We start from the raw sequence: 26,457 nt of genomic DNA, 5'->3' as shown, positions 1-26,457 counted from the left end.
ACCGGCGCAGTTAGCCGCACGCCGGACAACCTCATTGTTACGGCATGGAAGGCTGAACAGGAAGTCAAAAAGGCCAAACAGCATCAGATTGTGGAAAACTGCACCGAAGGGCCCCTGAAGTGGCAAAATGGCATTATGCCCCGATTCCTCACCCTTGCAGACGTCGCAGAGCAACTCCAGATCAACTCGCCGGCAGCCTATGCACTGGTCCGCAGCGGAGAACTCAAGGCGATCCAGGTTGGCGGCCGCGGCCAATGGCGCGTGGAGGAAAAGATGCTGGAGCAGTACATCGAGGAGCGCTACGCCGAAGCGAGCCGGATGATCCAGGAATCCAAGTCAAAATCAGTCTGATTCGGCCCTGTCCCTGCCGGCCGCCAGCCAACAACGTGAGAGCTACAGTTCGCTTCTGAACGGTGACCTGACGGAAGCAAGGGCGGAAAACGGGATAGTGGACACCTGTCCCACCTGTGGTGCGCGCCGCGCTTCCCCGGGCCGGAGCGCAGCCAGGTCGATGTAGTCGCGGCCTACCTTGTCGATGACGCCCGACACTCCGGAGTCCTGCAGATCTGCCCCTCTGAGCGTGACTGTCAGCTCCGCCCGGTCCCGGGCCAGGGCACGAAGGGCATTCGACAGCCCAATGCGGCTGCGCACCGCAGAAGGCTCACCCACGGAAAACCGGCCTAATCCGGCATACCTCGAAACGGCACCGTGTGGAATCAGCACCTGGTGCCGCTTGTCATTCAAGACAAAGGCATCAGCCCCCGCGAATGTCAGGGTCCCTTCCAAAAATGCACCGGAGACGAGGTGCACCTTCACGATGGTCCCCAAGGATCCACGCAGGCGGTCGGCCAAACAGAGTCCGGCCGCGTCCACTCTGGCACGTTCAGAGATTTCGGCCTCCATCGAAAGCCTGTCGCCTTCGGCAAACTGGGCCTCCATGTCATTGAACAGGGCATCCCAACGCATTCGGCCAGCGTAAGGCGACCCTGCCGAGAGGTCAATTCATATCCTGATCCACTCCAACGTATGGACAAAAATCGATAAACTAGCGCAAACTATGTTTGAATACATCAAACAGCACTAAACAACATCAAAGACCAAGGAGTAGCCATGGCAGCAACAGGGCAGCGGAAGCTTGGCACTGACGCCGGCATGGCATCGGCCATCCTGTTGTTGGGCGGCTTCCTGTTGGTCACAGGGCATGGACTCGCGGCACCATGGGTCCTCGCCACCGCGGGCAGACCCGGACCTGACCTGGACCAACTGCTCGGTGCTGCCACAACTGCGGCGGGCGTGGGAGTTGCCAGCTGGTGGATGCTCTGCATGTCCTGCGCCTTCCTCGCGGCAGCCTTGGAACGCACGGGCCGGAAACGCGCGGCCGCTACGGCAAGCAGGTACTGTCCGGCTTTTATGCGCCGGCTGGCGCTCGCATTCTTGGCCGTTCAGATCGTCTCCACCCCTCTCGCCCATGCCGATGAGCGGGTTTCCGGACCTGGCTGGGGCCCAACGCAATCGGTCGCGGCGCCGGCGGTATGGGTACCTACCGCCGGCACAATCGCCCTAGTATCAACTGGCTCCGGGGGTATGGCGTTGGAACATCAGGCTCCCCTGTCGGGGATGCATCCGAACTGGCGGCCAACTTCTCCCATCACTGAACCGGACCTCGTTGTCGCCTCGCCCTCCCGGGCCAGGCAGGCGCCTCCAACAGCGCGGGCAGGCGTCACAGTACTTGCCGGGGACACGCTCTGGGACATCGCGGCCCGCGACCTGGGATCCACCGCCTCTGACGTCGAGGTGGCCCTGCACTGGCCTCGCTGGTACCAGGCCAACAAAGCTCAAATTGGTGAGAACCCGGACGTCCTGCTCCCGGGCCAGGTCCTGAAACCACCCGCCGCGGCCTAGGTGAGTAAAAACGGGCAGCACAATACTAAAAGGGGAAACCATGAGTGCAGTAACGCCGATCCGCCCAGCAGCGCCTGTTTCAAAGCTATCTCCAGCCGTGCGGCTGGTGCCTGACAGGACGGGACGTGCCCCGCGTCCGCTCAGGGCCGTCGATGAAAAGGCGGAGGTCCTGGCAATCATACGGAGCACGGTCCAGGCTTCAATGGAGGTCTTGGCAGGAATTCGCCCGGTCCATCAGCTTGCCCGCCGGCTGGACCCGCGCTGCCTTTCGGCTCTGCAACACCGCGCGTCGCTGATCCGGCGCGAGCTTGCCCGCTCATCGTCGCCGTCGTTGGCGAGGCTGCACAAAAACTCCGTGGTGAGGTCCGTCCGGCTGTGCGAGGCCGCTCCGGGCATCTACGAAGCTAGCGCCGTCGTCGTTGACGACGTGCGGGCACGTGCAGTGGCCGTCCGGCTGGAACAAAGCAAGGAGCTGTGGCGCGTCACTGAACTCGTGATTGGTTGATCCCTCGCAGCCGGAATCACAGGGAAGGGCCCGGAACTCTGGTTCCGGGCCCTTCCCTGTGGTTCTCACGTCTTGGGTCAGACGTCATCGGTCATTTGCCAGTGATCAGCGGCGCTTCTTCTTGGCAGGCTTCTTGCTGGCATCCTGCACGGCCGCCTTAGCCGGGTTGCCCGACCGTCCGGATGAACGGCTTTCTACGCGTGTCTGGCTTGCGCCGTCTTCACCCGGTGCCGTGTATTGCAGCTGCGCAGGCTTCTCCGGTGCTTCCAGGCCAGCAGCATGGATCTGTGGCTCAACGTGCTCGGTGTGCCCGCCTGAGGCATCGACAACCACAACGTCCTGTGCCGGGGTTACCTCCACTTCAAGGTTGAACAGGAAACCCACGCTCTCCTCACGGATGGCTTCCATCATGCTCTGGAACATTGTGAAACCCTCGCGCTGGTACTCCACGAGCGGGTCACGCTGAGCCATGGCACGCAAGCCAATGCCTTCCTTAAGGTAGTCCATCTCATAAAGATGTTCCTGCCACTTGCGCCCGATGACGGAGAGCACCACCCTGCGCTCCAGCTCGCGCATGCTGTCCGAGCCGATGGCCTCCTCACGCGCCTGGTACACCAGCTTGGCGTCGGAAAGAAGCTCTTCCTTGAGGAACTCCACGGTGAGCCGGGACTTTCCGCCGGCCTCTTCGATGATGTCCTCTGCGGTAACGCTCACCGGGTAGAGCGTTTTCAGGTTGGTCCAGAGCTGGTTGTAGTCCCAGTCGTCGCCGTTGCCTTCGGCGGTGGCGGCGTCGATAAGAGCAGTGATGGTGTCTTCGATAAAGAACTGCACCTTTTCATGCAGGTCGTCGCCTTCAAGGATCCGCCGACGGTCGCCGTATATGGCTTCGCGCTGCCGATTCAGGACGTCGTCGTACTTCAGGACGTTCTTGCGCTGTTCGGCATTGCGGCCCTCCACCTGCCCCTGGGCAGAGGCGATGGCCCGGGACACCAGCTTGGATTCAAGCGCGACGTCGTCCGGCACCGAACTGTTCATCAGGCGCTCTGCTGCCCCTGAGTTGAAGAGCCGCATCAGGTCATCGGTCAGGGAAAGGTAGAACCGCGATTCGCCAGGATCACCCTGACGGCCGGAGCGGCCTCTGAGCTGGTTGTCAATGCGGCGGGACTCGTGCCGTTCGGTGCCCAGGACATAGAGGCCGCCGAGGCTCAGCACTTCCTCGTGCTCGTCTTTGACCGACTGCTTGGCCGCTTCGAAGGCAGCGGGCCACGCGGCCTCGTACTCCTCGGAGTTCTCTTCGGGGTCCAGTCCGCGCTTGGCGAGCTCAGCGACAGCCGTGAATTCGGCATTGCCGCCCAACATGATGTCGGTGCCACGGCCGGCCATGTTGGTTGCGACGGTGACAGCACCCTTGCGGCCAGCCTGGGCCACAATGGCAGCCTCGCGGGCATGGTTCTTGGCGTTCAGGACTTCGTGCCTGATGCCCTCCTTGGCGAGCAGCCCGGAAAGGTATTCGCTCTTCTCGACGCTCGTGGTACCCACAAGGACGGGCTGGCCCTTTTCGTGGCGCTCAGCAATATCCTTGACCACGGCGTCGAATTTCACTTTTTCGTTCTTGAACACGAGGTCGGACTGGTCGATCCGCTGCATGTCGCGGTTGGTGGGAATAGCCACAACGCCGAGCTTGTAGGTTCCCATGAACTCTGCGGCCTCGGTCTCCGCGGTGCCCGTCATGCCGGAGAGTTTGCCGTACATGCGGAAGTAGTTCTGAAGTGTCACCGTAGCAAGGGTCTGGTTCTCAGCCTTGATCTCGACGCCTTCCTTGGCCTCGATTGCCTGGTGCATCCCCTCGTTGTAGCGCCGGCCGGCAAGGATGCGGCCGGTATGTTCGTCGACAATCAGGACTTCGCCGTCCAGGATGACGTAGTCCTTGTCGCGCTTGAACAGTTCCTTGGCCTTGATGGCGTTGTTCAGGAAGCCGATGAGCGGTGTGTTGGCAGACTCGTAGAGGTTCTGGATACCAAGGTAGTCCTCGACTTTTTCAATACCGCTTTCCAGGACGCCAACCGTGCGCTTCTTCTCGTCGACCTCGTAGTCGTGTTCAGGCTGCAGGCGGAGAACTACCTTGGCGAACTCGCTGTACCAGCGGTTGGTGTCACCTTGGGCGGGCCCGGAGATAATCAGCGGCGTGCGGGCCTCGTCGATCAGGATGGAGTCGACCTCATCCACGATGGCGAAGTGATGCCCACGCTGGACCAGTTCGGACTTGTCCCAAGCCATGTTGTCGCGCAGGTAGTCGAAACCGAATTCGTTGTTAGTGCCGTAGGTGATGTCCGCGGCGTACTGCTCCCGGCGAACGGACGGATCCTGGTTGGACAGGATGCATCCGCTGGTCAGGCCGAGGAACCGGTAAACGCGGCCCATCAGGTCTGACTGGTATTCAGCCAGGTAGTCGTTAACCGTGATGACATGGACGCCGTTGCCGGTCAGGGCGTTGAGGTAGGCCGGAGCAGTGGCCACCAGGGTTTTACCTTCACCAGTCTTCATTTCGGCGATATTGCCCAGATGGAGGGCGGCGCCGCCCATCATCTGGACATCAAAGTGGCGCATGCCCAAGGTTCTGGATGAGGCCTCCCGCACTGCGGCAAAGGCCTCTGGCAGGAGGTCATCCAGCTTCTCGCCGTCCTGGTGGCGCGCCCGCAGGCGGTCGGTTTCTTCCCGGAGTTCGGCATCAGTAAACGTCTTGAACGAGTCTTCGAGAGCATTAATGGAATCGGCATAGTTCCGCAGTTGACGCAGGGTTTTTTTGTCACCCGTACGGAGAAGTTTTTCGATAAGTGATGCCACGTGAAGATGCTCCCAGTCTCTGCCGCCGAATTCTGGCGTTTTTAGTCTACGGGAGAGACACCGGCCGCGATGCCTGTGTTCCCTGAGAGCGGATAGCACTTCCAGCCGCTCCGACGGCTGCAGCCAGGTCCCCCGCCAGGTCTCCTGTCGGGCTGACCAGAACGTCCCCCAGCCCCAGCCATTCAGCCATCAGTTCCAACTCGGCTGCAAGTTCGACGGCGGTCTCCGGCGGGGCGTCCGGCTCTCCGTAGGCGGACCTGACCAACAGCTTTCCGGCCGCACGGTCGGCCTTGAGGTCGACCCGTGCCACCAAGGTTTCGCCCAGCAGGAACGGGAGCACGTAGTATCCGAAGCGCCGCCGGTGCTCGGGGGTGTAAATCTCGATGCGGTAGTGGAAGCCAAACAGTTCCTCAAGTCGACGGCGTTCAAAGACCAGCGAGTCAAAGGGACTCAAGAGGGCCCGGCCTGCGGCCCGACGCGGCATCCTGGCTTCAGCGTGTCGGTAGACCTTTCTGTTCCAGCCGGTAACGGTCACTGGCTCCAGCCGTCCGGAACCCACCAGACGTTCTACTGCAGCGGCAGCGGGCTTGATCGGCATGCGGAAATAGTCAGCGAAACATCTCAGTGTTCCGATGCCGTGGGCCTGGGCTGCCGCATCGATCAGCCGATACATGGACTCGTCAGGGTCCCGCGGGCCCTCCGCCGGGGCTTGCCGATCCGGGACAACCCTCGCGGTGAGCGTATATCTGCGCTCGAACTGTTCCGTTCGCGACGCCGCGGAAACGAGGCCGGCTTCAAACAGATGTTCCAGAACCCTTTTGACGGCATTCCAGTTCCACCCCCAGTTGTCATCCCGGCGGTCCTCTACATGCCCGATTTCCACCGTCAGTTCTGCCGCCGTCATGGCACGTCCGCGGGCCAGAACGTCCAGGATCTTTCCGGCCACGGCTTCGCGCAGCACCGGGTCCATGGCCGCGGCCCCAACCCACTTACGCTTCTGCCACTGCACCAGGTCTTGGTAATGCTCTGGCCGGATGTAACTGGCTTCATGTGCCCAGTACTCCATCATTCGCCGCGGGTGCGTGCTGGACATCCGCTGCAGAATGCTGCGGTCGTAGTTGCCCAAGCGCGAGAAAAAAGGAAGAAAGTGGCTCCGCGAGACCACATTTACGGAATCGATCTGGACCAGCTGCAGCTGGGCAAAGGTACGGCCCACCGTCCGTGAAGTCACGGGTCCGGAGGGCCGTCCTTTGTCCAGGCCTTGGGCTGCCAGTGCGATCCGCCGTGCCTGTTCAAGGCTCAGCGTCGCCGCCACATCAGTCCTTTCGATGGATGGTGTACACCACCCTAGATCCTGGCAGCCTCGTCATCCGAGCGGTAGGCAAGGATCTTTTCTTCAACAACCTGTTCGCCCGGTTCGCACTCATGGTCCAGGGTAATGACGCCGTATGTCCAGCCGCGGCGGCGGTAAACGACGGAAGGTGTGTTCGTGGCTTTGTCCACAAACAGGTAGAAATCGTGACCCACCAGTTCCATGTTGTCCACGGCATCGTCAAGTGAGAGGGATGCTGCGGGGAAGACCTTGCGCCTGATCAGTACGGGCGAATCCCCAGCCGGAATGTCGTTCTCAACGTCGTACGGCGATTTTTCGGCTGCCACGGCCGCCGGTTCGTTACGGTGGCTTGCCTCGACATAAATGGGCTCATGGGCACTTGCTGGCTCCAATGACGCGGTGGCTTCGCGGACCGCCTTGGGCGTGTGGCGTCCGTGGTGGACCTTCTTGCGGTCCTTTGCGCGGCGAAGACGTTCAAGCAGCTTGTTGTAGGCGAGGTCGAAGGCAGCGAATTTGTCTGCGGCGCTGGCTTCGGCACGGATTACGGGCCCGCGTCCCAGGACAGTCACTTCAACGGTGAGCTGGTCGCCGGCCTGGCGGGCATTGGTTTCTTTCGAGACCTTCGCATCCACCCGCTGGACCTTGTCGCCGAGCGATTCGATCTTCGAGATCTTTTCACCGGCGTATTCGCGGAAGCGGTCTGAGACCGTCAGATTTCGTCCGCTGATCATAAACTCCATGGTGCCCTCCAAATGACTTCGGTGACACGACGGCGGCACTTCCTAGGGCCGATCTGCTTGACAGTCGAGCCCCTTTCCGAGCCGCTATCGACAGGTACATCTGTTCTTGGTACCCACAACCGACGTTAGTTCATAGCCACAGGTTATTCATCCTTTCTTCGTTTATTTTTTTCTATGTCAGGCCCCATTCCGCCAGCTTCCGCCGATACCGTTCCGCCGCCAGCTGAATCGGGCGGGCGTGTCGCTGCGAGGACCACTGCGCCGGCCACAATGGCCCCGCTTTCGTGCAGTGCGCGGGCAGCTTCGGCGAGTGTCGCACCGGTGGTCAGCACGTCGTCGATGATGATGCACCGGCGGCCGGCTACGCCGTCGGCCTTCCGCGCCGGAACCCTCATCGATCCACGGACGCGGCTGGCGCGGGCTCCACGGCCCAGGCCTTTTTGACCGCCGGGCAGCCCTCCGGGTCCCCTTCGCCACTGCGACTTCCGCAGCACATCCAACACTGGAGTGTCCGTCAGCCTGCTCGCAGGGCCAAGCAGCAGATGCACAGGGCTGAAACCCCTCCGCACGAAGGCACCGGCGCTGCTCGGAACAGGCACCAGGGCGATCTGGTCTTCGTGCTGCGCAGCGGCAGCGATTGCGCGGACCAGTGCCCGCGACAGAACACGCCTGAGCTGGTGCTGGCCGTGGCCCTTGAATGAAAGGACCGCCTGCGCCAGCTCGTCCCGGTATGCGCCGGCCGCCACTACGGGGAGTATCACGCTGCCGTCGACATCCATGAGTGCAGGCGCCTGCGCTTCTGCCCTGAACGGGTGGCGGGTCAAGTGCCGGACCCGCCGTTCGCAGGCCACGCACAGGACCAGGTCTTCAGCGCCGCAGCAGACGCAGTCGACGGGGACGGCCAGCGCCAGCAACTCAGCAACTGCAGCGGCGCCCAGGTCGGCTGCACGCATCTGCCACCTGCGGTGCACTCCCCTGTGTTTGGCCGGTTGCAGTGAAATCGGCCGAAGGTCTGGATCCGCGGGCAACGAATCAATGGCCAGCAGACGGGCGGGGCCGCCTTTGTTTTCGGTGGATGCTGCTGCGGACACCCCCTCATCGTGCCGGCCCGGAGACTCCCGGCGAAGGGCCTGCGCCTCCTATGTGGAAAAGACCGGCACGCTGCGCTCAGCCGGCGAAGGACGGGTCAACCGGGCCCTTGAGCTGCGGCGACCAGCCGTTCCCCAGCCGCTGGAAGATGCCGTCGGCGGATTGTCCGAAGATCTCCTCGGGGCCGTTGCCCGCACTGAGCCCCACCAGGCCGGGCCACGGCGCGAGCTGCTGTGGCTGCCCTGAAGTCAGCGACAACAGCTCAGGGGTCACATTTGCTGCTGCTGCGCCCTTCATGACCGCCACAACGGTGTCGCTCACCCAAACACCCTGGTCCGGTTCGCTGCCGGTTGCCAGCGTGATGGGCGGCGTCAACTCCTTTGGCGTCCCGTCGGCCGCACGGATGACGCCCGCAACCTGCACTCGGGTCTTCCCGTTTTGTTCGGAGATGACAAGCACCCGCACGCCTTCACGGGAAACCCTCAGGTCCTTCACCGTCCTTCCGGCAAGCCACGCCGGAGACAGGGTAACGTTCGGCACGTCCGCGCCTTGTGCCACCCCCGCCGGCCGGTAGGCCACGATTTCCGTACCGCCAGCAGCCCCCGGGCCTGCCGTCCATACCCAGTCATGGAGACTGAAGGACGGATGCGTGAGCGTGCTGCGGGTGGTGAGTGCCCTCGCGGGCTGGCCCGGGACCATGCTGTAGAGCGTCGTCCGGCTTTCATTGAGGAAGGCTACGCTCTGGGACACCGGCGATTCCGCCGGGTAGCGCGGACCCAGGGCGGACACCGGCTGCATGTCCGGCAGCGGGGAAACACGGTTGTTCTCATAGCGCACCAACTCGTTGCCGCTGACGGCGATCTGCCGGGCCGGGACGCCCTTGTTCTGGACAGGCGGCAGCACCGAACCGTTGTCCTCCACCCGGACCAGGTCCTGATTGGCACGCAGCTCAACGTTGACTACGTCCGGCTGGCTGCGGAAAGTCAGCGCGAGCTGCGTCTGCATCCGCAACCTGTCCTCCGTGGAGGCCTCAGACAGTTCCTTGGCTGTGAGATCCACCTGCGCAGCGCCTGACACGACGGGGACGGATTCCCTGGCAAGTTTGATGCCGGACGGGAACGCACTGACCACAGCACCGCGGAGATAGGGGGCGGGACCGGCGAGCAGGGCGCTGGTCATTGCCTTGACGGTTTTGTTCTTGATGAACCACCGGACGTCGGGAACGGCGTAGGTGAAACTCGGATCGTAGAAGTAGATCGGATACGCGCCATAGATGACCTTAAAGGTCTCCTCCGGGATGGCTGTCCCGTCCGGAATGGCCGAGATCCGCCACTCACCGTCCACCTGGGTTACCGTGGCGGGAATATTCTCCTTGGTACCCTCCGGGGTTTGCGTTGCGATCCCGTCGGCGTCGACTGTATACGCCACGTCCAGTTCGTAGTTATAGACGTTTTCGACGGCGGTGCGCACCACGCGTGCCTCGCGGTACACCAAGGCACGCTGGTCCGGTTTCCAGGCCACCGAGGAGGCCTGGGTCAGATATTCGCGGGCAACAGCGTAGTCATCCTCATAGCCACTCCCGGCACGATAAAAGTCTTCAATGATGTTTTCGGGGGCAGCGCCGGGCTGCGGCGCGGCCGGCAGGAAGACCGGGGCGTTCAGGTTGCCCGCGCTCTCATCGGTGCTCTTCCCGACTGGTCCGGCGGTCGGGATCCGAGCGCAGCCGGCGATGAATAGAACCAGCAGCAGCAGCAGGACAGCTGCCCTGGTGCGCCGAGGCGGCTGCGGGCCTGTCATGACGGCTCCTTGGGCGGCACGTGCACTGCGGTCTTTGATGATGGAGGCGCTTCCTTGCGAACAATTTGAGCCCCAGCCGGCTCGGCCGCCGGGCCCTTACCCAGGAGCAGGACATCATTCGACCTTGCTGGCACGTCCGGCAGCACGATGTCCTCCGGTTCAAGCTGCACCGGCGATTTGTCGATTTCTTCACCCTGCCGGAGGGGGACAGTCAGCCGGAAGTTGGCTCCACTGCCCTTTTTCCCCCATGCCTGCAGCCAGCCGTTGTGAAGCTTGGTGTCTTCCATGGCAATGGACAGCCCCAGCCCGCTGCCGCCAGTAGTGCGCGCCCGGGCGGGATCTGCTCGCCAGAACCTGTCAAACACCCGCGCAGCTTCGGCAGGAGTCATGCCAATGCCCTGGTCCCGCACGGCCACCCCGACGGCTGTCTGGTTGGCGGCCACTGTGATTGTCACGGGCTTTCCTTCCCCGTGTTCCACTGCGTTCAGGATCAGGTTTCACAAAATCCTGTCGATCCGGCGTGAGTCCATCTCCACCACGATGCCGCCCGCCGGCGCCCGAAGGACGATCTCCGAACCGTATTCAGCCGCCACGGGCGCGGCGCCTTCAATGACATGGGCGATGACCTGAAGGATATCCTCCGGCTCGGCGTCGAGCATGGCCACCCCGGCGTCAAAGCGCGAGATCTCCAGAAGGTCGGACAACAGCGACTGGAACCTCTCCACCTGGTTGTACAGCAGTTCAGCGGAGCGTTTGTTGATGGGATCGAAATCATGGCGCGCATCGAAGAGCACTTCCGCCGCCATCCGGACGGTGGTCAGCGGTGTCCGCAGTTCATGGGAAACGTCCGAGACGAACCGCTGCTGCATTTGCGACAGCGTGGCCAGCTGGGTGATCTGCTCCTGCAGGCTGGCGGCCATGTGGTTAAACGACGCTCCAAGGCGGGCCACCTCGTCCTCGCCCTTGACCACCATGCGCTCCTGCAACTGGCCCGCCGCCAGTTTTTCCGAGACGACGGCGGCATGGCTGACCGGGCTGACCACGTTGCGTGTCACGTACCAGGCAATGGCGCCGATCATCAACACCAGCACTGCCCCACCGGCCCAAAGTACGCTCTGGATCTCATCGAGGGTTTGCTGCGCGGTGTTCAGGTCGTAGATCAGATAGAGCTCATACACTGTTCCGTTGAAGGTCACCTTGTTGCCGACGGCAATGCCGGGCCGGTCTTCGGTGCCCACGGGAATGACGGTAGAGGCCCAGTACTGGTCCTTGCCGGATTCCTGGACTGCCTTGCGCAGGTCCGGCGGGATGACACTGACCGTCAGTTGGTCGGAGGCCCGGGATTCCACCCAGCGGTTGCGGGGCTTGGTCTGCTGCGGCATGGCTTCAAAAACGTACCGCCGCTGGATCACCGAACCCCGGCCCTCGACCGCGTTCAGGGTGTCGTAGACGAGGGTAATGACGCTGGACTGGTCGGTGACCTGGGCACCGTCAAAGGTGTCCTGAACCTGTTTGACGTTGTAGCGGGTCTCGGACTCGGCCTGGGTAAGGCGCTCCTGGAACAGGTTATTGGCGATCTGGTTCGAGAGGTAGGCACCCACCACGGCAAACGATGTCACAGCCAGCAGCAGTGTTGTCAGCACCGTCCGGAATTGCAGGGAACGGCGCCACCGGCGATGCAGGGACTGCACGATGTACCGCAAGGCTGGGAAGAACCGGCTGATACCAGTGCGGATGAGGCGGGCAACACGGAGGCCGACGATGACTGCCCGCCGTTTCCAGATGCGGGCGCGGAAGGGGAGCTGCTCAAGACCAGCCGCCAAAGAGTCTGTGTGCTCCGGGGCAGCGTGATGTTCTTCCGGACGTGCAGGGTGGTCTTCTGCGGATACATCCGGAGCGCGTCCGCCATCTGCTCCTGTTGGGTCAGGAACCTGCTTTGTAGCCGACACCACGAACCGTCAATACTACTTCCGGGGCCTCCGGGTCCCGTTCGATCTTTGACCGGAGGCGCTGTACATGGACATTGACCAGCCTCGTATCCGCTGCATGGCGGTATCCCCAGACCTGCTCAAGCAGCAGTTCCCGGGTAAACACCTGCCACGGCTTCCGGGCCAGGGCGACCAGCAGATCGAACTCCAGCGGAGTGAGGGAAATGCGTTCGTTTCCGCGGTTGACGGTGTGGCCCGCCACATCAATGGTGACATCGGCAATCCGAAGGGTTTCGGGAGCCTTCTGGTCCCCCGGCCTTAGCCGCGCCCTGACCCGCGCCACAAGCTCGGCTGGTTTGAACGGCTTGGGGACATAATCATCGGCACCGGACTCCAGTCCGCGGACGACGTCGGACGTGTCTGACTTGGCAGTGAGCATCACGATGGGCACGTCCGATTCGGACCGGATCTGCCGGCAGACCTCAATGCCATCCACGCCGGGAAGCATCAGGTCCAGCAGCACGAGGTCCGGCTTCGATGAACGGAACACATCCAGCGCCTGGCTGCCGTCAGCGCAGAAGACCGGCTCAAAGCCGTCATTGCGCAGGACAATTCCGATCATCTCGGCCAGCGCTTCGTCATCGTCAACTACCAGGATGCGTGCCTTCATAGTTATATATTCCCTTATAGACCACCCTTTGTCCTGTTGATCGCCGCCACGGCATGGCGCAACGCTATGATGCCGGGCGCCGGAACTATAGGCTGGGATCGTGCCGGCCCTCGCCGGACGCCTTGGCCGCTGACCTGCGGCAACAGGCGCCCGCCCGCAAGCGTCCGGTTCCGCTCGGGGGAAGGAACAGGTTGTCACAGCAGGATCCGAACGTGCAGCAGCCACCACGGGGCGGCGGGCCGCCATGGCAGCCGCAACCTGGTTTCGGCCCGCCCCAGTGGGGAGGCCAGCCTACATGGGGACCACCCACTGGCCCGGCGCATCCAACGCAGTGGGGCCAGCCGCCCTACAACCCCTACGGCGGTCCGCCGCCCTACCGCCAGCCGCAATACGTTGCCCCGCCCAAACCCGGCATTATCCCGTTGCGGCCGCTGATGTTCGGCGAAATCATTGACGGCTCCTTCCAGACCATCAGGCGCAATGCCAAGGCAATGTTGGGCGCGGCCCTGCTGGCCCAGTCGTTGGCAGTGGTCCTAACCGCCGTCCTGACGGCAGGCACGGTGGCCTCCGCAGCCTCCCTGGAAAGCTGGATCGAGGGCCTCAACGATCAAGACATTGCGGCGGCGGGTTTGGCGTTCCTGGCCGCAACCCTGCTCGTAGTCGTCCTGACGGTATTCCTTTCGGCAGTCCTCCAAGGGGCCATGGTGGTGCCCGTGGCCCGTTCCGTCCTCAACCGCACCACGGGCTTCCGGCAAATGTGGACGCTGGCCAAGGCACATGCCGGCGCGCTCATCCGTCTTGCCTGCCTGATAGTCCTCGGCTGGCTGTTGGGCGCAGCACTGTTTGTTGGCCTGGCGGTCGCCGTGATCGCTGCAGCCGGTGGAATTGGCGCGCTCATCCTGGTCCCCCTCGGATTCGGCGGCTTCGCTCTTTTCATTTGGATCTATATCAAAATCCTGGTGGCCCCTGCCGCCGTCGTCATCGAGGAGCTGGGTGCCATCGACGGACTCCGCAGGTCATGGCAGCTGACCCGGGCAAACTGGTGGCGGGTCCTGGGAATCACCTTGGTGGTGGCCATCATGGTGGGCGTCATCGCCCAGGTGGTGACCATCCCTGTGAGCCTGCTTCCGGCGTTCTATACGTCTGTGGTCTCGCCCCATGGCGGCACGGATCAGGCGATAGCAGCAGCTGTGGTCGTGGCCGTCATCACCGCCATTGTCACCGCGCTTGTCGGCGCCGTTGGTTACGCCTTCCAGACGGCGGTGATGGCCCTGCTCTACCTGGACTTGAGGATGCGGAAGGATGGCCTGGATATCGCACTTCTGCGCCTCATGGAATCCGGGGCCGATCCCGACGGCGTTCCAGGCCGCGGCATCCCGGTACACGGCTGGCCGGCACAGGGTGGACCTTCCAACAATGCAGGACCCGTGTACCGTGCCTGGCCCGATGTCCGTTGAACCTCCCGTCCTGCCCGACGCCGACGAAGCCCGCCGCTGGGCCGTGGAGGAACTGGCCAAACCTGAGTACAGAAGTGCCGAACCTGGCTGGCTGGATGCACTGTGGCGCGACTTCCTGGACTGGCTGGCCTCGCTGGACGGCCCTTCCGGCTTGGAAGGAAATATTGCGGCGCCGCTGACGGGGGTGGTCATAGCAGTCCTGATAGCCGCCGCCATTGTCGTAGCACGGCCGCGCTTGAACGCCCGCACGAAGAAGCCGCAGGAGGTGTTCGACGACGACACGTCCGTCAGTGCCTCGGACTACCGGGGAAGCGCCGCAGCCGCAGCGGACCGCGGAGACTGGGCCGCCGCCGTCGTACACCGATTCCGTGCGCTGGTCCGGGCCGCCGAAGACCGAAGCATCCTGGACGCCAGGCCGGGCAGGACCGCAGACGAAGTGGCACGCGAACTGGCCGGCGTCTTTGTTCCTGAGGCACAGCGACTCGACCGGGCCGCCAGGACCTTCGACCGGATCCGCTACGGCCACGGCGCCGCAGAGCGTGCTGACTACGAAGCCATGACAGCCCTCGAGGCTTCCCTGCAGTCCCTGAGGCCCGGCGACGCTCCGGCCTCTCCTGTGGGTGCCCCATGACAACGGACATCGACGCCCGCCCAGCCGTGTCCGGTGATGCAACCCCGCAGCCCGTCCCTGGCGGGCTGGCGGGCTGGGGCAGGCGCCACCGCGGCCAGGCAGTCGCGGCTGCGGTGTTCGCCGTCGCGCTGGCCGTCACGATCATCACGCAACTGGCCCCGAAGGGTGACTCGGTTCCCCTGTCCATACGGAATGCAGGGCCCGACGGCGGACGGGCAGTCAGCGAAATCCTCGGCCGGCACGGGGTGGATGTTGCCGGCGTCGACTCCTTCAGCACGGCACTGGCTGCCCTGCAGGCCGGCACGGATTCAACGCTGCTGCTGTACGACCGGAACGGCATCCTTGACGAATCGCAACTGGAACGGCTCACCGTAGAGGCCACGCGCGTGGTGCTCGTGACTCCGCGGCTCAGTACCCTGACGGCGCTGGACGCAGGAATCAGCCAGGCCGGGGTGGTGCCTGAAACCTCCCCCACGCTGGAGCCCGGGTGCTGGAACGACGCCGCCGAAACAGCGGGAACGGTTTCCGGGGAGTCCGGATTCCTGTACAGCGTTGAGGGCGATGGCGGGAACACTGTGTGCTACCGCCCGCCCGGTTCAGAGGCCGGCCTGCTCGCGACCACAAAAGACGGGACACTGTCAGTCCTGGGAAGCACTGAGCTGATCAGCAACGCCGGGCTCGATGAACGCGGCCATTCGGCCCTTGCACTCCGCACCCTCGGTGGTTCCGGGGACTTGGTCTGGTACCTTCCCGGACTGGCCGACGTGAGCGGAGCCGGATCCCCGCAAACGCTCAACGAGCTCGCTCCTGACTGGGTGGCGTTCCTCGGTCCGTGGCTGGTATTCGTCGCCGCCCTTGCCATCCTCTGGCGTGGCCGGCGCTTTGGTCCGCTCGTTTTTGAGCCGTTACCTGTGGTGGTTAAGGCCGCGGAAACCGCGGAGGGCAGGGCGCGCCTCTATCACGATTCCCATGCAGTGGACCGCGCCCGGGACAACCTCCGGGCAGGTACGTTGGTCAGGCTGGCCAAAGAACTGCGGCTGGGACCCGAGGCCTCGGCCGATGACGTTGTCCGGGCCGTGGCGCAGATTGTCGACCGGCCTGAGGGCAGCCTGCGGGAATTGATCAATGAACGGCCCCTGAACGAAGCCAGGCTGGTGCGATGGTCCCAGGAGCTGGACAACCTAGAGAACGAGGTAAGAACCCGATGAATGAACACCTCCGCGGCCCGCAGATCCTGGACCCTATGCAGCACGATCCTGCGCGGCAGGCGCTCCTGGAGGTCCGGAACGAGGTGGCCAAGGCCGTGGTGGGCCAGGACTCGACCGTCACCGGAATGCTGATCGCGCTCCTCGCCCAGGGGCATGTACTGCTCGAGGGCGTACCGGGCGTGGCCAAGACGCTGCTCGTTCGGGCGCTCTCGGCGTCGTTGAGCCTGGACACCAAACGCGTTCAGTTCACTCCTGACCTGATGCCCGGCGATGTGACGGGATCCTTGGTTTACGACTCCCACACCTCGGAGTTCAGTTTCCGCGAGGGACCGGTCTTCACCAATATCCTGCTGGCCGACGAAATCAACCGCACACCGCCTAAGACCCAGGCATCGCTGCTGGAAGCAATGGAAGAGCGCCAGGTTTCGGTGGACGGAGTTTCCCGGCCATTGCCTGCGCCCTTCCTCGTGGCAGCAACGCAGAACCCGGTGGAGTACGAAGGGACCTACCCCCTGCCCGAGGCCCAACTGGACCGGTTCCTGCTCAAGCTCACCATGCCGCTTCCGAACCGAACGGAGGAGATGGAGGTGATCCGTCGGCACGCGTCCGGATTCAGCCCCCGCGACCTGGCCGGCGCTGGTGTCCGGGCAGTCGCCGGCGCGCAGGACCTTGAGCGCGCGCGGCAGGCCGTGGCCAACGTCGCCGTCGAACCCGAGATCATCGGCTACATCGTGGACCTGGTCCGCGCCACCAGGGCGGCACCCTCATTCCAGCTGGGTGTTTCTCCCCGGGGAGCCACAGCGCTCCTAAACACCTCGCGGGCCTGGGCGTGGATGTCCGGCAGGAGCTTCATCACCCCCGACGACGTCAAGGCCCTGGCGTTGCCCTGCCTCCGGCACCGGGTGGCACTCCACCCGGAAGCGCAAATGGACGGCGTCCGGGTGGATGACGTGCTGACCAGCATCCTGGCCTCCGTGGCCGTTCCCCGCTGACCGGGATGGCACTGTCCGGGCGCTTTGTGGTCCTTGCCCTGCTGGGGCTGTTGCCGGTGCTGTTGTTGCCCGGATGGTGGACCGTACTGGCCGTTATTGTTGTGCTCGCAGCAATCCTGGGCCTTGAGCTTGGCCTCGCGGCGTCCCTGCGCGCCATCGAGGTCCAGCGCCAGGATCCGGGCCAGGTGACCCTGAACGGCGTGGCCCACTCAATCCTGACGGTCCGCAACCAGGGCAGGCGCCAGCTGCGTGGGTTCATTCGGGACGCCTGGCAGCCCTCGGCCGGGGCGCATCACCCGGTCCAGCCGTTGGACATCCCCGCCGGTGAGCGTCGCCGCGTGCAGGTTACGCTCCGCCCCGTCCGGCGCGGGGTCCTCCTGGCTCCGCACGTCACGCTCCGCGCCTACGGGCCGCTGCGGCTTGCGGCCCGGCAGCGCACCACCCCCTGCCCGGGGTCCCTCCGCGTCCTGCCGCCCTTCCACTCCCGCCGGCATCTGCCGTCCAAACTGCGTAAATTGCGTGAACTTGACGGCAAAGCTGCTGTGCAGATCCGCGGGGCGGGCACGGAGTTCGATTCGTTGCGGGACTATGTGCGCGGTGATGACGTCCGGTCGATTGACTGGCGGGCAACCGCCCGCCGTTCCGCCGTCGTCGTACGGACCTGGCGGCCGGAACGGGACAGGCGCGTGGTCATTGTGCTGGACACTTCACGGACGTCGGCGGCGCGGATCGAGGATGAGCCGCGCCTGGACACCGGCATGGAAGCTGCCCTGTTGCTGGCGGTCCTGGCCGAACGCGGGGGTGACAGGGTGGACTTCCTGGCCTTCGACCGGCGCCCGCGGGCAAGGGCCGGATCGGCAGTGTCCGGAAACCTCCTGGGCCAGCTTGTTCAGGCCATGGCTCCCTTGGAGGCCGAACTGATAGAGATGGACTGGCAGGGGATCCCGGGCCAGATCAGGGCCGTATCGGCCCACCGTTCGCTGGTGGTGCTCCTGACGTCCCTCGAAGGCGGAGCCCCTGAGGAAGGACTTATCCCTGTGGCCACGCGGCTGGCAGCCCAGCACGTGGTGGTGGTGGCCGCTGTGCGTGACCCGCTGTTGGGCCAGATGCTCAAGGAACGTGAGACTGCCGCTGGCGTTTTCCGGGCTGCTGCGGCCGAACGCACGCTGCTGGAACGCGAGGCCGTTACCGCCCAACTCCGCCAGCACGGGGTGGAAGTGGTGGATGCCGAACCCCACCAGTTGCCGCCTCGGTTGGCAGACATGTATATCCGGCTGAAGGCGGCGGGTAGATTGTGAGATCACGGAAAAGCGCCGGGGCCATTTAGCCACCAGGAGGTCATGATGAATATCCCTATATACCGGCAGGCTCTGGGTGCGGACTTCAACCGGCTGCAGCCAGAACTCCAGGACTACTTTTCGCTCGTGCCGGGTTCGGGGCAGTACGGCATCGGCGAAGGCGTGTTCGACGTCGTCGGTTGCAGGCAGCGCTGGCTGCAACCGCTGCTGAAACTGACGTCCGGGGAGGAGGCCTTCTTCCCCGAGTACGGCGAGCGCATTCCTTTCAGGATCGAAAACCACGCCCACGAAGATCCCTTTGGACGCTCCAGCCTGACAGCCCGGCGCGAGATCAGGTTCCCTGGCCGGACCCGGATCTTCCAGGACACAACCAGCGTGATTGAATCAAACGACGGCCCACGGCTGGTGGACTACGTGGGCCGGTTCCGGCGGCTGGTTACCGACTTGAACCTCAGCGTCACGGAATCGGGCCGCCTTCGGGGAGTCTCGGAAGCTTCCCGGCTGTTCCTCGGCCCGCTCCGGATCCCGCTGCCTCCCGCTCTGGATGCCAAAGCCTACGCCGAGCAGTGGTGGGACCCTGCCGCCGGGGAACATGGCAAACACCGCATCCAGGTCAAAGTTCTCCAGCCGCAGATCGGGCTGGTCCTGGTGTATGCCGGCAGCTTTGACTACCGGCTGCGCCCCTATGCGGGCGGGAGTTCGGCCCGGAGTTTCCTGCCCCGATACGCGCATCCGGACCGCTGGGAGGACCGGACCTGACAGGCGGCCCGCAGCACTGCCTGGCGACGTCGGACTGTATCTACCCCAGTGCCAGCTGGTTCAGCCCGTCGGCCACCTGCGTAAGCCTGGTAAGCACTGCCGTGGCCACCGCCGGGGATTGTCCGGCGAGGCCTGCGGAGGGTGTGACCCGCAAGGTACGCAGGGACGACGCCGGCAACCCGAGCTGGTGCCACGGCCGCCAGACGGATTCGACGACGTCGGGCACTTTTGGCAGGTTCCCAGAGCCCACGTCCAGCGCGCCGGCCCACAGCTGTTTGCCGCCCTCGACGGCGCCCGCCAGTTGCTCCCATTGCCGTGATGTCAGGGCCTTCAGGGGCACCGCGATGCCGTCCGCCCCGGCAGCCAGGATGCGGTCAAAGGGGGCTTCGATTTCCGGCACGGCAATAATGATTTCCGCGGCCCCGGCTTCCCGCAGGGCGGCGGTCACCACACTCCAGGACTCCGTGGCCTCCTGCCCCGCCACTGCACGCAGCGTGCGGTAACCGCTCGACGTCGGAATGGTCCCTGCCAGCACGGCAGCGATGTCCGGTTCGTCGAGCTGGACCACGAGGCGTGCCCCGGGAACTGCCGCGGACACCCGCGACAGGTAGCTTCCCACGCCGGCCGCCAAGGAAGCAGCTACGTCCCGGCGGGCACCGTAGTCAAGGAGGGCGCGTTCGCCGTTATGCAGGTGGAGACCTGCTGCAAGCGTCATGGGGCCCACCAGCTGTACCTTCAGCTCCCTGGCGGGGGCATCCTCGGCTCCGGCAACGTCCGCGAGGACGTTGATGTCGGTTGACAACGCCGACGCGGCCCGGCGAACGTCCTTGCCGGGGCGGTCCACCAGCCGCCAGCCGAACGGCTGGACATCCACTGCCATTTCAACCAGCAGCGACGCCGTGCGACCCAGGGCATCCGAGCCCACTCCGCGGTCGGGAAGTTCGGCCAGGAATGGTAAGTGCGGACTGCCGAGTTCGCCGCGGATAATGCGGGCCGCTTCTACCGGGTCCTCCCCCGGCCAGGAACCAAGACCCGTAGCGGTTACCTCCTGCGGACCGGCAGGGAGTGACTCGGGCTGGTTTAGGGCCACGTTGGCCTGCCCCTGTGGGTTCCGGCCTGGCTCTTGTGGGCTGGCGTTCCTCACGCTACGACGGACGCCTGAGGCCCGGAGGGGATTCCTGAGGGCTGCTCCGTCCCCTCGCCGACGTTCGTGTGTCCGGCGGTCTCGTGGTTTTCCGCGGCTGCCTGGTGGTCCTCGGCGATGGCTTCGTGGTGGCGGATCACCTCGCCGATGATGAAATTCAGGAATTTTTCGGCGAACGCGGGATCGAGATGGGCGTCCTCGGCCAAGCGCCTCAACCGCGCAATCTGGGCTGTTTCACGGCCGGGATCGCCCGCCGGGAGACGGTGGGCAGCCTTCAGGAAACCCACTTTCTGGGTGGCCTTGAACCGCTCCGCCAGCAGGTAAACCAAGGTGGCATCGATGTTGTCGATGCTGGAGCGGATGGACAGCAGTTCCGCCATGACCGAGTTATCCACCTGTCCGGCCAGCGAGCTGGCGGCGGCGTCGTAGGTTTCTGAGTCAGGAACGTCGTGGTTGTGCTGCGTCATGGTCCAAGTCTATGGGCAGGGGCGGAAAACCCTTGCGGTGTTAAGCTCGCGCCGCAGCCATCCCGCCGTCGTCCCTTCCGTGCCCCCGGGATGGACACTCTGGCCTCGTTCGGCCGGAGTGTCCATCCCCGCTGGCTGGTCAGATTCCCAGCAATGCCCGGTGTTCTTCCCGGCGCCGTGCCTGCTCCTCAGGATCAGGCACCGGAAGCGAGGCAATGAGTCGTTTGGTGTAATCGTGCTGCGGCGCCCCCATGACCTGGCTGCCGATCCCCTGTTCCACGAGTTTCCCCTTGTAAAGGACACCCACCCAATGGGACAGGATGTCCACCACCGCGAGATCGTGGCTGATGAACAGTGCCGCGAAACCGAATTCGGCTTGGATTTCCTTGAACAACTCCAGGACCTTGGCCTGCACCGAAACGTCCAAGGCCGACGTCGGTTCGTCCGCGATCAGCAGCTTCGGGTTCAGGATGAGGGCCCGGGCCAGCGAGGCCCGCTGGCGTTGGCCGCCTGAGAGCTCATGCGGGTATCGTGCCGCGTACGACGCCGGCAACTGGACTGATTCAAGCAGCTCTCCAACGCGTTTGCGTGCCTGCGCCGGGCTCGGGTTGGTGTGGATGATCATCGGCTCCGCGACGCAGTCCCCGATGGTCAGCTGGGGATTGAACGACGCTGCCGGATCCTGGAAAACGAACCCGATGTCCTTCCGCAGCGGCTTAAACGTCCGTTCCTTCAGGTTCAGCATCTCGTATCCCAGCACCTTCAGGCTGCCGCCTGTGGTCCGATTCAGGCCCGCGATGGCCCGGCCAATAGTGGTCTTTCCGGAGCCTGACTCCCCGACCAGCCCAAAAACCTCGCCTTCGGACACGGTGAAGCTGACGCCGTCGACGGCTTTGAAGGACGGCGTCCCCAGCCGGCCCGGGTACTCGATGGTCAGGTTCCTCGCCTCCACGAGAACCTTGGCCTTTTGGTGGGCGCGTTCCGTCATGCCTTCCGACGCCGAGTTGTGCCCCAGGTGGGGCACGGCCGCCAGCAGCTTCTTGGTGTAATCCTGTTTGGGCTCGGCAAACAGCACCCGGGAGGTTGCCTCCTCCACCACGTCGCCCTGATACATCACCACCACGCGGTCAGCCAGGTCGGCCACCACGCCCATGTTGTGTGTGATCAGCACGATGGAGGTCCCGTACTTGTCCCTCAGGTCCCGCAGCAGTTGCAGAATCTCCGCCTGCACCGTGACGTCCAGGGCCGTGGTGGGTTCATCGGCCACGATCAGCCCCGGGTTCAAGGCCAGGGCCGCAGCGATAACAACGCGCTGCTTCTGGCCGCCGGAAAACTGGTGCGGATAGTAGTTCACTCGATTTTCCGGATCCGGGATCCCCACTTTGCGCAGCGCCTCAATGGCCCGGGCCTTCGCTTCCTTGCCGGAGACGCGTTTCCCTCCGCCGGCATGGGCACGGATGCCCTCGGCAATCTGCCAGCCCACAGTGAATACCGGGTTCAAGGCTGTGGAGGGCTCCTGGAACACCATGGCCACATCGCGCCCACGGATCTGCCGCAGTTTCGAGGCACTCACGCTGATGACGTTGTTTCCGTTGATCAGCACGGCCCCGCCGCTGGTAGCCGTTTCCGGGAGCAGCCCAAGAATTGTTTTGGCGGTCACCGTCTTCCCCGAGCCCGATTCACCGACTATGGCCAGGACCTCTCCGGCCTTTACCTCAAGGCTGACGTCCTTCACGGCGTAGACATCACCGCCGTCCGTGGCGAAGGTGACTTTGAGGTGGTCTATTTCCAGGACCGGCTGGCCTGCCGGCCTGGACTGGTCCGATACGGATCCAAGGTTGATGGTCAAGATCCTCTCACTTCCACGTCGATGGCAGCCTGAGCGGCGGCAGTCGAACCCGGTCCGCCCCTGCCGCCGGCCGCCTTGCGTCCGCGAAGGCGCGGATCGTTCAGGTCATTGATGCTTTCGCCTACCAGGGTCAGGCCCACCACGGTCAGGACAATGGCGAGGCCAGGGAACACCCCTGTCCACCAAATGCCCGAAGAGGCGTCGGCGAGCGCTTTGTTCAGGTCAAAGCCCCATTCAGCTGCCGAGCTCGGCTCGATGCCAAAGCCCAGGAAGCCCAGGCCGGCCAGCGTGAGGATGGCCTCGGACGCGTTGAGGGTGAAGATCAGGGGCAGCGTCCGTGTGGCGTTGGCGAATATGTGGCGGCCAATGATCCGCGCACTGGAGGCGCCAACAACCTGGGCGGATTCCACGAACGGTTCGGCCTTGAGCCGGATGGTTTCGGCCCGGATCACCCTGAAATACTGCGGGACAAACACTGCGGTGATAGCGAAGCCGCAGGCGAGGATGCCTCCCCAGAAACCGGATTGTCCCTTGTTTATCGCTATGGACATCACGATCGCCACGAGGAGCGTCGGGAAGGCGTAGATTGCGTCCGCGATCACCACCAGCACACGGTCCAGCCAGCCGCCGAAGTAGCCGCTGACCAGTCCCAGGAAAACCCCCAGGAAGATGGACATCAGCACTGCCGCAACAATCACCGCCGCCGCCGTCTGTGAGCCCCAGATCACCCGGGACAGGACGTCGTACCCACCTACCGTTGTCCCCAGCAGATGCTTGCCGCCGGGTTCGGCCTGTGCCGGGAAGGAACCTGCGTCATCGGAAATCTGGGCGTATCCATAAGGCGCCAGCAGCGGCGCGAAAACTGCTGCCACTGCAAAAAGGGCGCACAGGACGACGCCGATGAGCAGCATGGTGCGCTGCAGGCCGACGCTTTGGCGGATGTGGGAAGTGACCGGAAGCCGGTCCAGGAGGGGCTTCTTCCTCGGTTCCATCGTTGTAGCTCCGCCCATCAGTACCTCACCCGCGGATCAATCAATGCCGCGGCGATGTCAACCACAAAGTTGGTGACGGCCACTATGACAGCCAGCAGCATGACGATGCCCTGGACGGCAACAAAGTCACGCGCCGTGAGGTACTGTGCCAGCTGGTACCCCAGGCCCTTCCACTCGAAGGTGGTTTCGGTCAGCACTGCACCGCCGAGCAGCAGCGCAATCTGCAGCCCCATGACCGTGATGATGGGGATCAGTGCAGGTTTGTAGGCGTGTTTTGTCACGAGCCGGTATTCGCTGACTCCCCGCGACCGGCCCGCCTCAACATAGTCCCTGCCCAGGGTGCCTATGACGTTGGTGCGGACCAGACGGAGGAAGACGCCGGCAGTCAGGAGTCCCAGCGCGACGGCCGGGAGGACGGCATGGTGGACGATGTCGGAGAAAGCCGCTATGTCACCGCTGCGCAAGGCGTCCAGCCAGTAGATGCCAGTGGGCGCCGCCAGCCTGCTCATCGCCAGTTCCGTCGTGGTGGAGGCACGGCCGGCCACAGGAAACCAGCCCAGTGCCACAGAAAAGGTCAGCTTCAGCAGCAGGCCTGCGAAGAAGACCGGGGTGGCATAGCAAAGGATGGCGAACGTTCGCAGGAATGCGTCCGGAAGCTTGTCGCGTTTGTGGGCGGCGAACATTCCGAGCGGAATTCCTACAAGCAACGCCACGACCACGGCGTTGATGCTCAGTTCGAGGGTGGCGGCACCAAACCTGGTGAGCATGTCGATGACGGGCCGGCCATCTGAAATAGTCCGGCCGAAATTGCCGGTGGCGATGCTGCCAAGGTACTCAATGTACTGAATGAAAAGGTTCCGGTCGTAGCCGGCCTCGTGGACCAGCGCGTCAATCTGTTCCTGCGGCAGGCGTCCGCCCTGGGCCGCGGTAATGGGATCGCCGGTGATCCGCATCAGGAAGAAAACGAGGCTGACGAGGATGAAAATCGTGGGGAAGATCAGCAGGAAGCGGATCAGGATGTATTTCCCGAGGCCACCTCCCGCGGATTTGGATTTGGCGGGCGCCACCGTTGGCGGCGGCGCATCGATCATTGTGGCCATGCTGTCCCTGCTTGATCTGGATTAGAAATTGTGGAGCCAACACGCAGGAGGCAGGGCCGTCCGGCCCCACCTCCTCACGCGGATATTTTTTGGGTGCTACTTGGAAACGGTGCCGAGCCGAAACTTGAACGACGCGTCCAGGGTAGAGTCCACGCCCTTGATGCTGGTGCCAGAAACAGCCACCTGTGCGCCTTGCAGCAACGGCAGGGTGGAGATGTCCTTGGCAAGCAGGTTCTGGACGTCCTGGATCGCCTTCTCACGCTCTGCCTTGTCGGCGGTGACCAGCTGCTTGGCGATCAATGCTTCGACTTCAGGATTGGAGTAGTGGTTGTTCATGAAGCCGCCACCCACAAAGAAGGGGGTCAGGTAGTTGTCGGCATCGCTGAAGTCCGGGAACCAGCCCAGCTGGAAGACAGGATAGCTGTCCTTCTTCGAGGCTGAGTTATAGGTCACCCACTCCGTGGACTGGAGGTCAACCTTGAATAGTCCGCTCTTCTCCAGCTGGTCTTTCACCATGGCGTATTCGTCACCGGATGATTTGCCGTAGTGGTCAGGGTTGTATTGCAGCTTGATGGTCACCGGGCCGGTGACACCTGCGTCGGACAGGACCTTCTTGGCCTTGTCCAGGCTGGGCTTGCCTGAGCCATCGCCGTAGGCCTGCTTGAAGGACTCGTTTGCCCCGGCAAATCCGGACGGGACGTTGGACCACATGGGCAGGTACGTACCTTTGTAGACTTGGTCCGAAATGGCCTGGCGGTCAACGAGGTTGGCCGCGGCCTGACGGACGGCAAGCGCCTTCTTCGGATCCGCTTCCGGGGTCTTGGTGCCGTACGGCATGGTGTCGAAGTTGAAAACGATGTACCGCATTTCACCGCCGGGCCCGACGTGCACCTTGACGTTGGAGTCCTTCTTAAGGTCATCGATATCCGTGGCGCTGAGGCTGCGGTTGGCCACATCGATCTGCCCGCCCTTGACCTCCAGCTTCATGTTGGTCTGGTCGGTGTAGTACTTGATGGTGGCCCCTGCGTTGGCAGGCTTGCCAAGAACGCCGTCGTAATCCGGCCACGCCTTCAGGCTGACCAGCGTGTTCTTATTGAAGGAATCAATGACGTACTGCCCGTGGAACGCATTGGCCTTGACAATTTCCTCGTCGGCGAGGAGCTTGTCCGCCGGGAAGACTTCATCGTCAACGATCGGACCGGCCGGGCTGGTCAGAATCTGCGGGAACGTCTGGTCGTTGGCCTTTTTCAACGTGAACACCACGGTGGTGGCATCAGGGGTGGCAATGGACTCGATGTTGGTCAACAGTGAGGCGGGCCCGTTGGGATCCTTGATGGCCGTCTGGCGGTCAAACGAGAATTTGACGTCTTTGGAGTCGAGCACGTGTCCGTTGGCCCACTTGAGGTCGCTCTTAAGCTTGACCGTGAATTCTGTGGGCTTGGTGAACGAGGCCGATTCGGCCAGGTCCGGCACCGGCTCGGCGCCACCGGGCTTGGAGTTCAGCAGGAAGGAGTAAATCTGGTTCATCACCATAAATGAACCGTTGTCGTACGAGCCTGCCGGATCGAGGGAGGTGACTTTGTCCGTAGTGCCGTAGGCAATGATGCTGCTTGCATTCTCCGATGCTGTGCTGCCGCCGCCACCACCTGAGGGACCCGTGCAGGCCGTCAATGCGAAAGCGGAAACACCCGCGAGCGCGATAGCGCTCCGCAAGGCTTTGGTGCTCTTGATCATCTGTGAACTTTCTGTTCG

At 63.7% G+C, this 26,457-nt stretch carries 22 protein-coding genes and 1 pseudogene; 9 read left to right on the top strand and 14 right to left on the bottom strand.

Annotation, left to right across the window (positions count from 1 at the left end):
- The first annotated feature begins 135 nt into the window (after positions 1–135).
- Entirely contained in the window at positions 136–351 is a 216-nt protein-coding gene (locus tag V9L17_RS07490; RefSeq protein ID WP_045729765.1) for a helix-turn-helix domain-containing protein, read from the top strand.
- A 42-nt stretch (positions 352–393) separates the two neighbouring features.
- On the opposite strand, the gene V9L17_RS07485 is transcribed toward V9L17_RS07490, so the two are convergent.
- Entirely contained in the window at positions 394–966 is a 573-nt protein-coding gene (locus tag V9L17_RS07485; protein ID WP_337350980.1) for a hypothetical protein, read from the bottom strand.
- A 144-nt stretch (positions 967–1,110) separates the two neighbouring features.
- Here V9L17_RS07485 and V9L17_RS07480 point away from each other — a divergent pair, with 144 nt between their 5' ends.
- Together V9L17_RS07480 and V9L17_RS07475 are read left to right on the top strand one after the other, a co-directional pair.
- Positions 1,111–1,902, top strand: coding sequence for a LysM peptidoglycan-binding domain-containing protein (locus V9L17_RS07480; protein ID WP_337350979.1), 792 nt, complete (start codon positions 1,111–1,113; stop codon positions 1,900–1,902).
- A gap of 40 nt (positions 1,903–1,942) precedes the next feature.
- Positions 1,943–2,407, top strand: coding sequence for an Rv3235 family protein (locus tag V9L17_RS07475; RefSeq protein WP_337345768.1), 465 nt, complete (start codon positions 1,943–1,945; stop codon positions 2,405–2,407).
- Between the two features lie 105 nt (positions 2,408–2,512).
- Here V9L17_RS07475 and secA read toward each other — a convergent pair whose 3' ends face one another.
- From secA to mtrA, 7 genes and pseudogenes are all read right to left on the bottom strand, one after another.
- Positions 2,513–5,251 carry a preprotein translocase subunit SecA gene (gene secA / locus V9L17_RS07470; protein WP_337350978.1) on the bottom strand — a complete coding sequence of 913 codons (2,739 nt, stop codon included), beginning with the start codon at positions 5,249–5,251 and terminating at the stop codon, positions 2,513–2,515.
- Between the two features lie 46 nt (positions 5,252–5,297).
- Complete coding sequence (locus V9L17_RS07465) at positions 5,298–6,566, bottom strand: winged helix-turn-helix domain-containing protein (RefSeq protein WP_337350977.1); 1,269 nt, start codon at positions 6,564–6,566, stop codon at positions 5,298–5,300.
- Positions 6,567–6,598: 32 nt separating this feature from the next.
- Complete coding sequence (gene hpf / locus V9L17_RS07460) at positions 6,599–7,324, bottom strand: ribosome hibernation-promoting factor, HPF/YfiA family (protein ID WP_337345765.1); 726 nt, start codon at positions 7,322–7,324, stop codon at positions 6,599–6,601.
- Between the two features lie 143 nt (positions 7,325–7,467).
- Positions 7,468–8,277 (bottom strand): ComF family protein, encoded by an 810-nt coding sequence (locus tag V9L17_RS07455; RefSeq protein ID WP_337350976.1) that lies wholly within the window; start codon positions 8,275–8,277, stop codon positions 7,468–7,470.
- Between the two features lie 214 nt (positions 8,278–8,491).
- Positions 8,492–10,210: an LpqB family beta-propeller domain-containing protein gene (locus V9L17_RS07450; protein WP_337350975.1), complete on the bottom strand. Its 1,719-nt coding sequence runs from the start codon at positions 10,208–10,210 to the stop codon at positions 8,492–8,494.
- Positions 10,207–12,033 (bottom strand): annotated as a pseudogene (gene mtrB, locus V9L17_RS07445) (MtrAB system histidine kinase MtrB). Before mtrB ends, V9L17_RS07450 begins: the two are co-directional and overlap by 4 nt.
- 100 nt (positions 12,034–12,133) lie before the next feature.
- Entirely contained in the window at positions 12,134–12,808 is a 675-nt protein-coding gene (gene mtrA / locus V9L17_RS07440; RefSeq protein WP_337345761.1) for an MtrAB system response regulator MtrA, read from the bottom strand.
- 212 nt (positions 12,809–13,020) lie between these two features.
- On the opposite strand from mtrA, the gene V9L17_RS07435 reads away from it, so the two are divergent.
- From V9L17_RS07435 to V9L17_RS07410, 6 genes are read left to right on the top strand one after another with little or no spacing between them, the layout of a single operon-like run.
- Complete coding sequence (locus V9L17_RS07435) at positions 13,021–14,265, top strand: DUF7847 domain-containing protein (RefSeq protein ID WP_337350974.1); 1,245 nt, start codon at positions 13,021–13,023, stop codon at positions 14,263–14,265.
- Positions 14,255–14,896, top strand: a complete 642-nt coding sequence (locus V9L17_RS07430; RefSeq protein ID WP_337350973.1) for a DUF4129 domain-containing protein — start codon at positions 14,255–14,257, stop codon at positions 14,894–14,896. The genes V9L17_RS07435 and V9L17_RS07430 overlap by 11 nt, the downstream gene beginning before the upstream one ends.
- A complete protein-coding gene (locus V9L17_RS07425; RefSeq protein ID WP_337350972.1) occupies positions 14,893–16,104 on the top strand; it encodes a DUF4350 domain-containing protein in 1,212 nt (403 codons plus the stop codon). Before V9L17_RS07430 ends, V9L17_RS07425 begins: the two co-directional genes overlap by 4 nt.
- Positions 16,101–17,096, top strand: a complete 996-nt coding sequence (locus V9L17_RS07420) for an AAA family ATPase (RefSeq protein WP_337350971.1) — start codon at positions 16,101–16,103, stop codon at positions 17,094–17,096. The genes V9L17_RS07425 and V9L17_RS07420 overlap by 4 nt, the downstream gene beginning before the upstream one ends.
- A 5-nt stretch (positions 17,097–17,101) precedes the next feature.
- Positions 17,102–18,394: a DUF58 domain-containing protein gene (locus tag V9L17_RS07415; RefSeq protein ID WP_337350970.1), complete on the top strand. Its 1,293-nt coding sequence runs from the start codon at positions 17,102–17,104 to the stop codon at positions 18,392–18,394.
- Positions 18,395–18,439: 45 nt separating this feature from the next.
- On the top strand, positions 18,440–19,153 hold the full coding sequence (locus tag V9L17_RS07410; RefSeq protein ID WP_337351037.1) for a DUF4166 domain-containing protein: 714 nt from the start codon (positions 18,440–18,442) through the stop codon (positions 19,151–19,153).
- Between the two features lie 40 nt (positions 19,154–19,193).
- Here V9L17_RS07410 and V9L17_RS07405 read toward each other — a convergent pair whose 3' ends face one another.
- From V9L17_RS07405 to V9L17_RS07380, 6 genes are all read right to left on the bottom strand, one after another.
- Entirely contained in the window at positions 19,194–20,243 is a 1,050-nt protein-coding gene (locus V9L17_RS07405; RefSeq protein WP_337345936.1) for a hypothetical protein, read from the bottom strand.
- Positions 20,244–20,293: 50 nt separating this feature from the next.
- Positions 20,294–20,764 carry a chorismate mutase gene (locus tag V9L17_RS07400; protein ID WP_337350969.1) on the bottom strand — a complete coding sequence of 157 codons (471 nt, stop codon included), beginning with the start codon at positions 20,762–20,764 and terminating at the stop codon, positions 20,294–20,296.
- Positions 20,765–20,903: 139 nt separating this feature from the next.
- Entirely contained in the window at positions 20,904–22,613 is a 1,710-nt protein-coding gene (locus tag V9L17_RS07395; RefSeq protein WP_337350968.1) for an ABC transporter ATP-binding protein, read from the bottom strand.
- Positions 22,610–23,605: an ABC transporter permease gene (locus V9L17_RS07390; RefSeq protein ID WP_337350967.1), complete on the bottom strand. Its 996-nt coding sequence runs from the start codon at positions 23,603–23,605 to the stop codon at positions 22,610–22,612. Before V9L17_RS07390 ends, V9L17_RS07395 begins: the two co-directional genes overlap by 4 nt.
- A 17-nt stretch (positions 23,606–23,622) precedes the next feature.
- Positions 23,623–24,705: an ABC transporter permease gene (locus tag V9L17_RS07385; RefSeq protein WP_337350966.1), complete on the bottom strand. Its 1,083-nt coding sequence runs from the start codon at positions 24,703–24,705 to the stop codon at positions 23,623–23,625.
- A gap of 96 nt (positions 24,706–24,801) precedes the next feature.
- A complete protein-coding gene (locus tag V9L17_RS07380) occupies positions 24,802–26,439 on the bottom strand; it encodes an ABC transporter substrate-binding protein (protein WP_337350965.1) in 1,638 nt (545 codons plus the stop codon).
- Between the last annotated feature and the right edge of the window lie 18 nt (positions 26,440–26,457).

Source organism: Pseudarthrobacter sp. CCNWLW207, assembly GCF_037203945.1.
Taxonomy (GTDB): Bacteria; Actinomycetota; Actinomycetes; order Actinomycetales; family Micrococcaceae; genus Arthrobacter.
This window is presented reverse-complemented; position numbering and strand designations above follow the sequence as displayed.

Coding starts and splice junctions, on each gene's coding strand:
- V9L17_RS07420 (WP_337350971.1), top strand. CDS start 16,101: ATGAATGAACACCTCCGCGGCCCGCAGATCCTGGACCCTATGCAGCAC.
- hpf (WP_337345765.1), bottom strand. CDS start 7,324: ATGGAGTTTATGATCAGCGGACGAAATCTGACGGTCTCAGACCGCTTC.
- V9L17_RS07450 (WP_337350975.1), bottom strand. CDS start 10,210: ATGACAGGCCCGCAGCCGCCTCGGCGCACCAGGGCAGCTGTCCTGCTG.
- V9L17_RS07485 (WP_337350980.1), bottom strand. CDS start 966: ATGCGTTGGGATGCCCTGTTCAATGACATGGAGGCCCAGTTTGCCGAA.
- V9L17_RS07380 (WP_337350965.1), bottom strand. CDS start 26,439: ATGATCAAGAGCACCAAAGCCTTGCGGAGCGCTATCGCGCTCGCGGGT.
- V9L17_RS07385 (WP_337350966.1), bottom strand. CDS start 24,705: ATGGCCACAATGATCGATGCGCCGCCGCCAACGGTGGCGCCCGCCAAA.
- V9L17_RS07475 (WP_337345768.1), top strand. CDS start 1,943: ATGAGTGCAGTAACGCCGATCCGCCCAGCAGCGCCTGTTTCAAAGCTA.
- V9L17_RS07480 (WP_337350979.1), top strand. CDS start 1,111: ATGGCAGCAACAGGGCAGCGGAAGCTTGGCACTGACGCCGGCATGGCA.
- V9L17_RS07425 (WP_337350972.1), top strand. CDS start 14,893: ATGACAACGGACATCGACGCCCGCCCAGCCGTGTCCGGTGATGCAACC.
- V9L17_RS07430 (WP_337350973.1), top strand. CDS start 14,255: ATGTCCGTTGAACCTCCCGTCCTGCCCGACGCCGACGAAGCCCGCCGC.
- V9L17_RS07415 (WP_337350970.1), top strand. CDS start 17,102: ATGGCACTGTCCGGGCGCTTTGTGGTCCTTGCCCTGCTGGGGCTGTTG.
- V9L17_RS07410 (WP_337351037.1), top strand. CDS start 18,440: ATGAATATCCCTATATACCGGCAGGCTCTGGGTGCGGACTTCAACCGG.
- mtrA (WP_337345761.1), bottom strand. CDS start 12,808: ATGAAGGCACGCATCCTGGTAGTTGACGATGACGAAGCGCTGGCCGAG.
- V9L17_RS07390 (WP_337350967.1), bottom strand. CDS start 23,605: ATGGAACCGAGGAAGAAGCCCCTCCTGGACCGGCTTCCGGTCACTTCC.
- V9L17_RS07490 (WP_045729765.1), top strand. CDS start 136: ATGCCCCGATTCCTCACCCTTGCAGACGTCGCAGAGCAACTCCAGATC.
- V9L17_RS07400 (WP_337350969.1), bottom strand. CDS start 20,764: ATGACGCAGCACAACCACGACGTTCCTGACTCAGAAACCTACGACGCC.
- V9L17_RS07455 (WP_337350976.1), bottom strand. CDS start 8,277: ATGCGTGCAGCCGACCTGGGCGCCGCTGCAGTTGCTGAGTTGCTGGCG.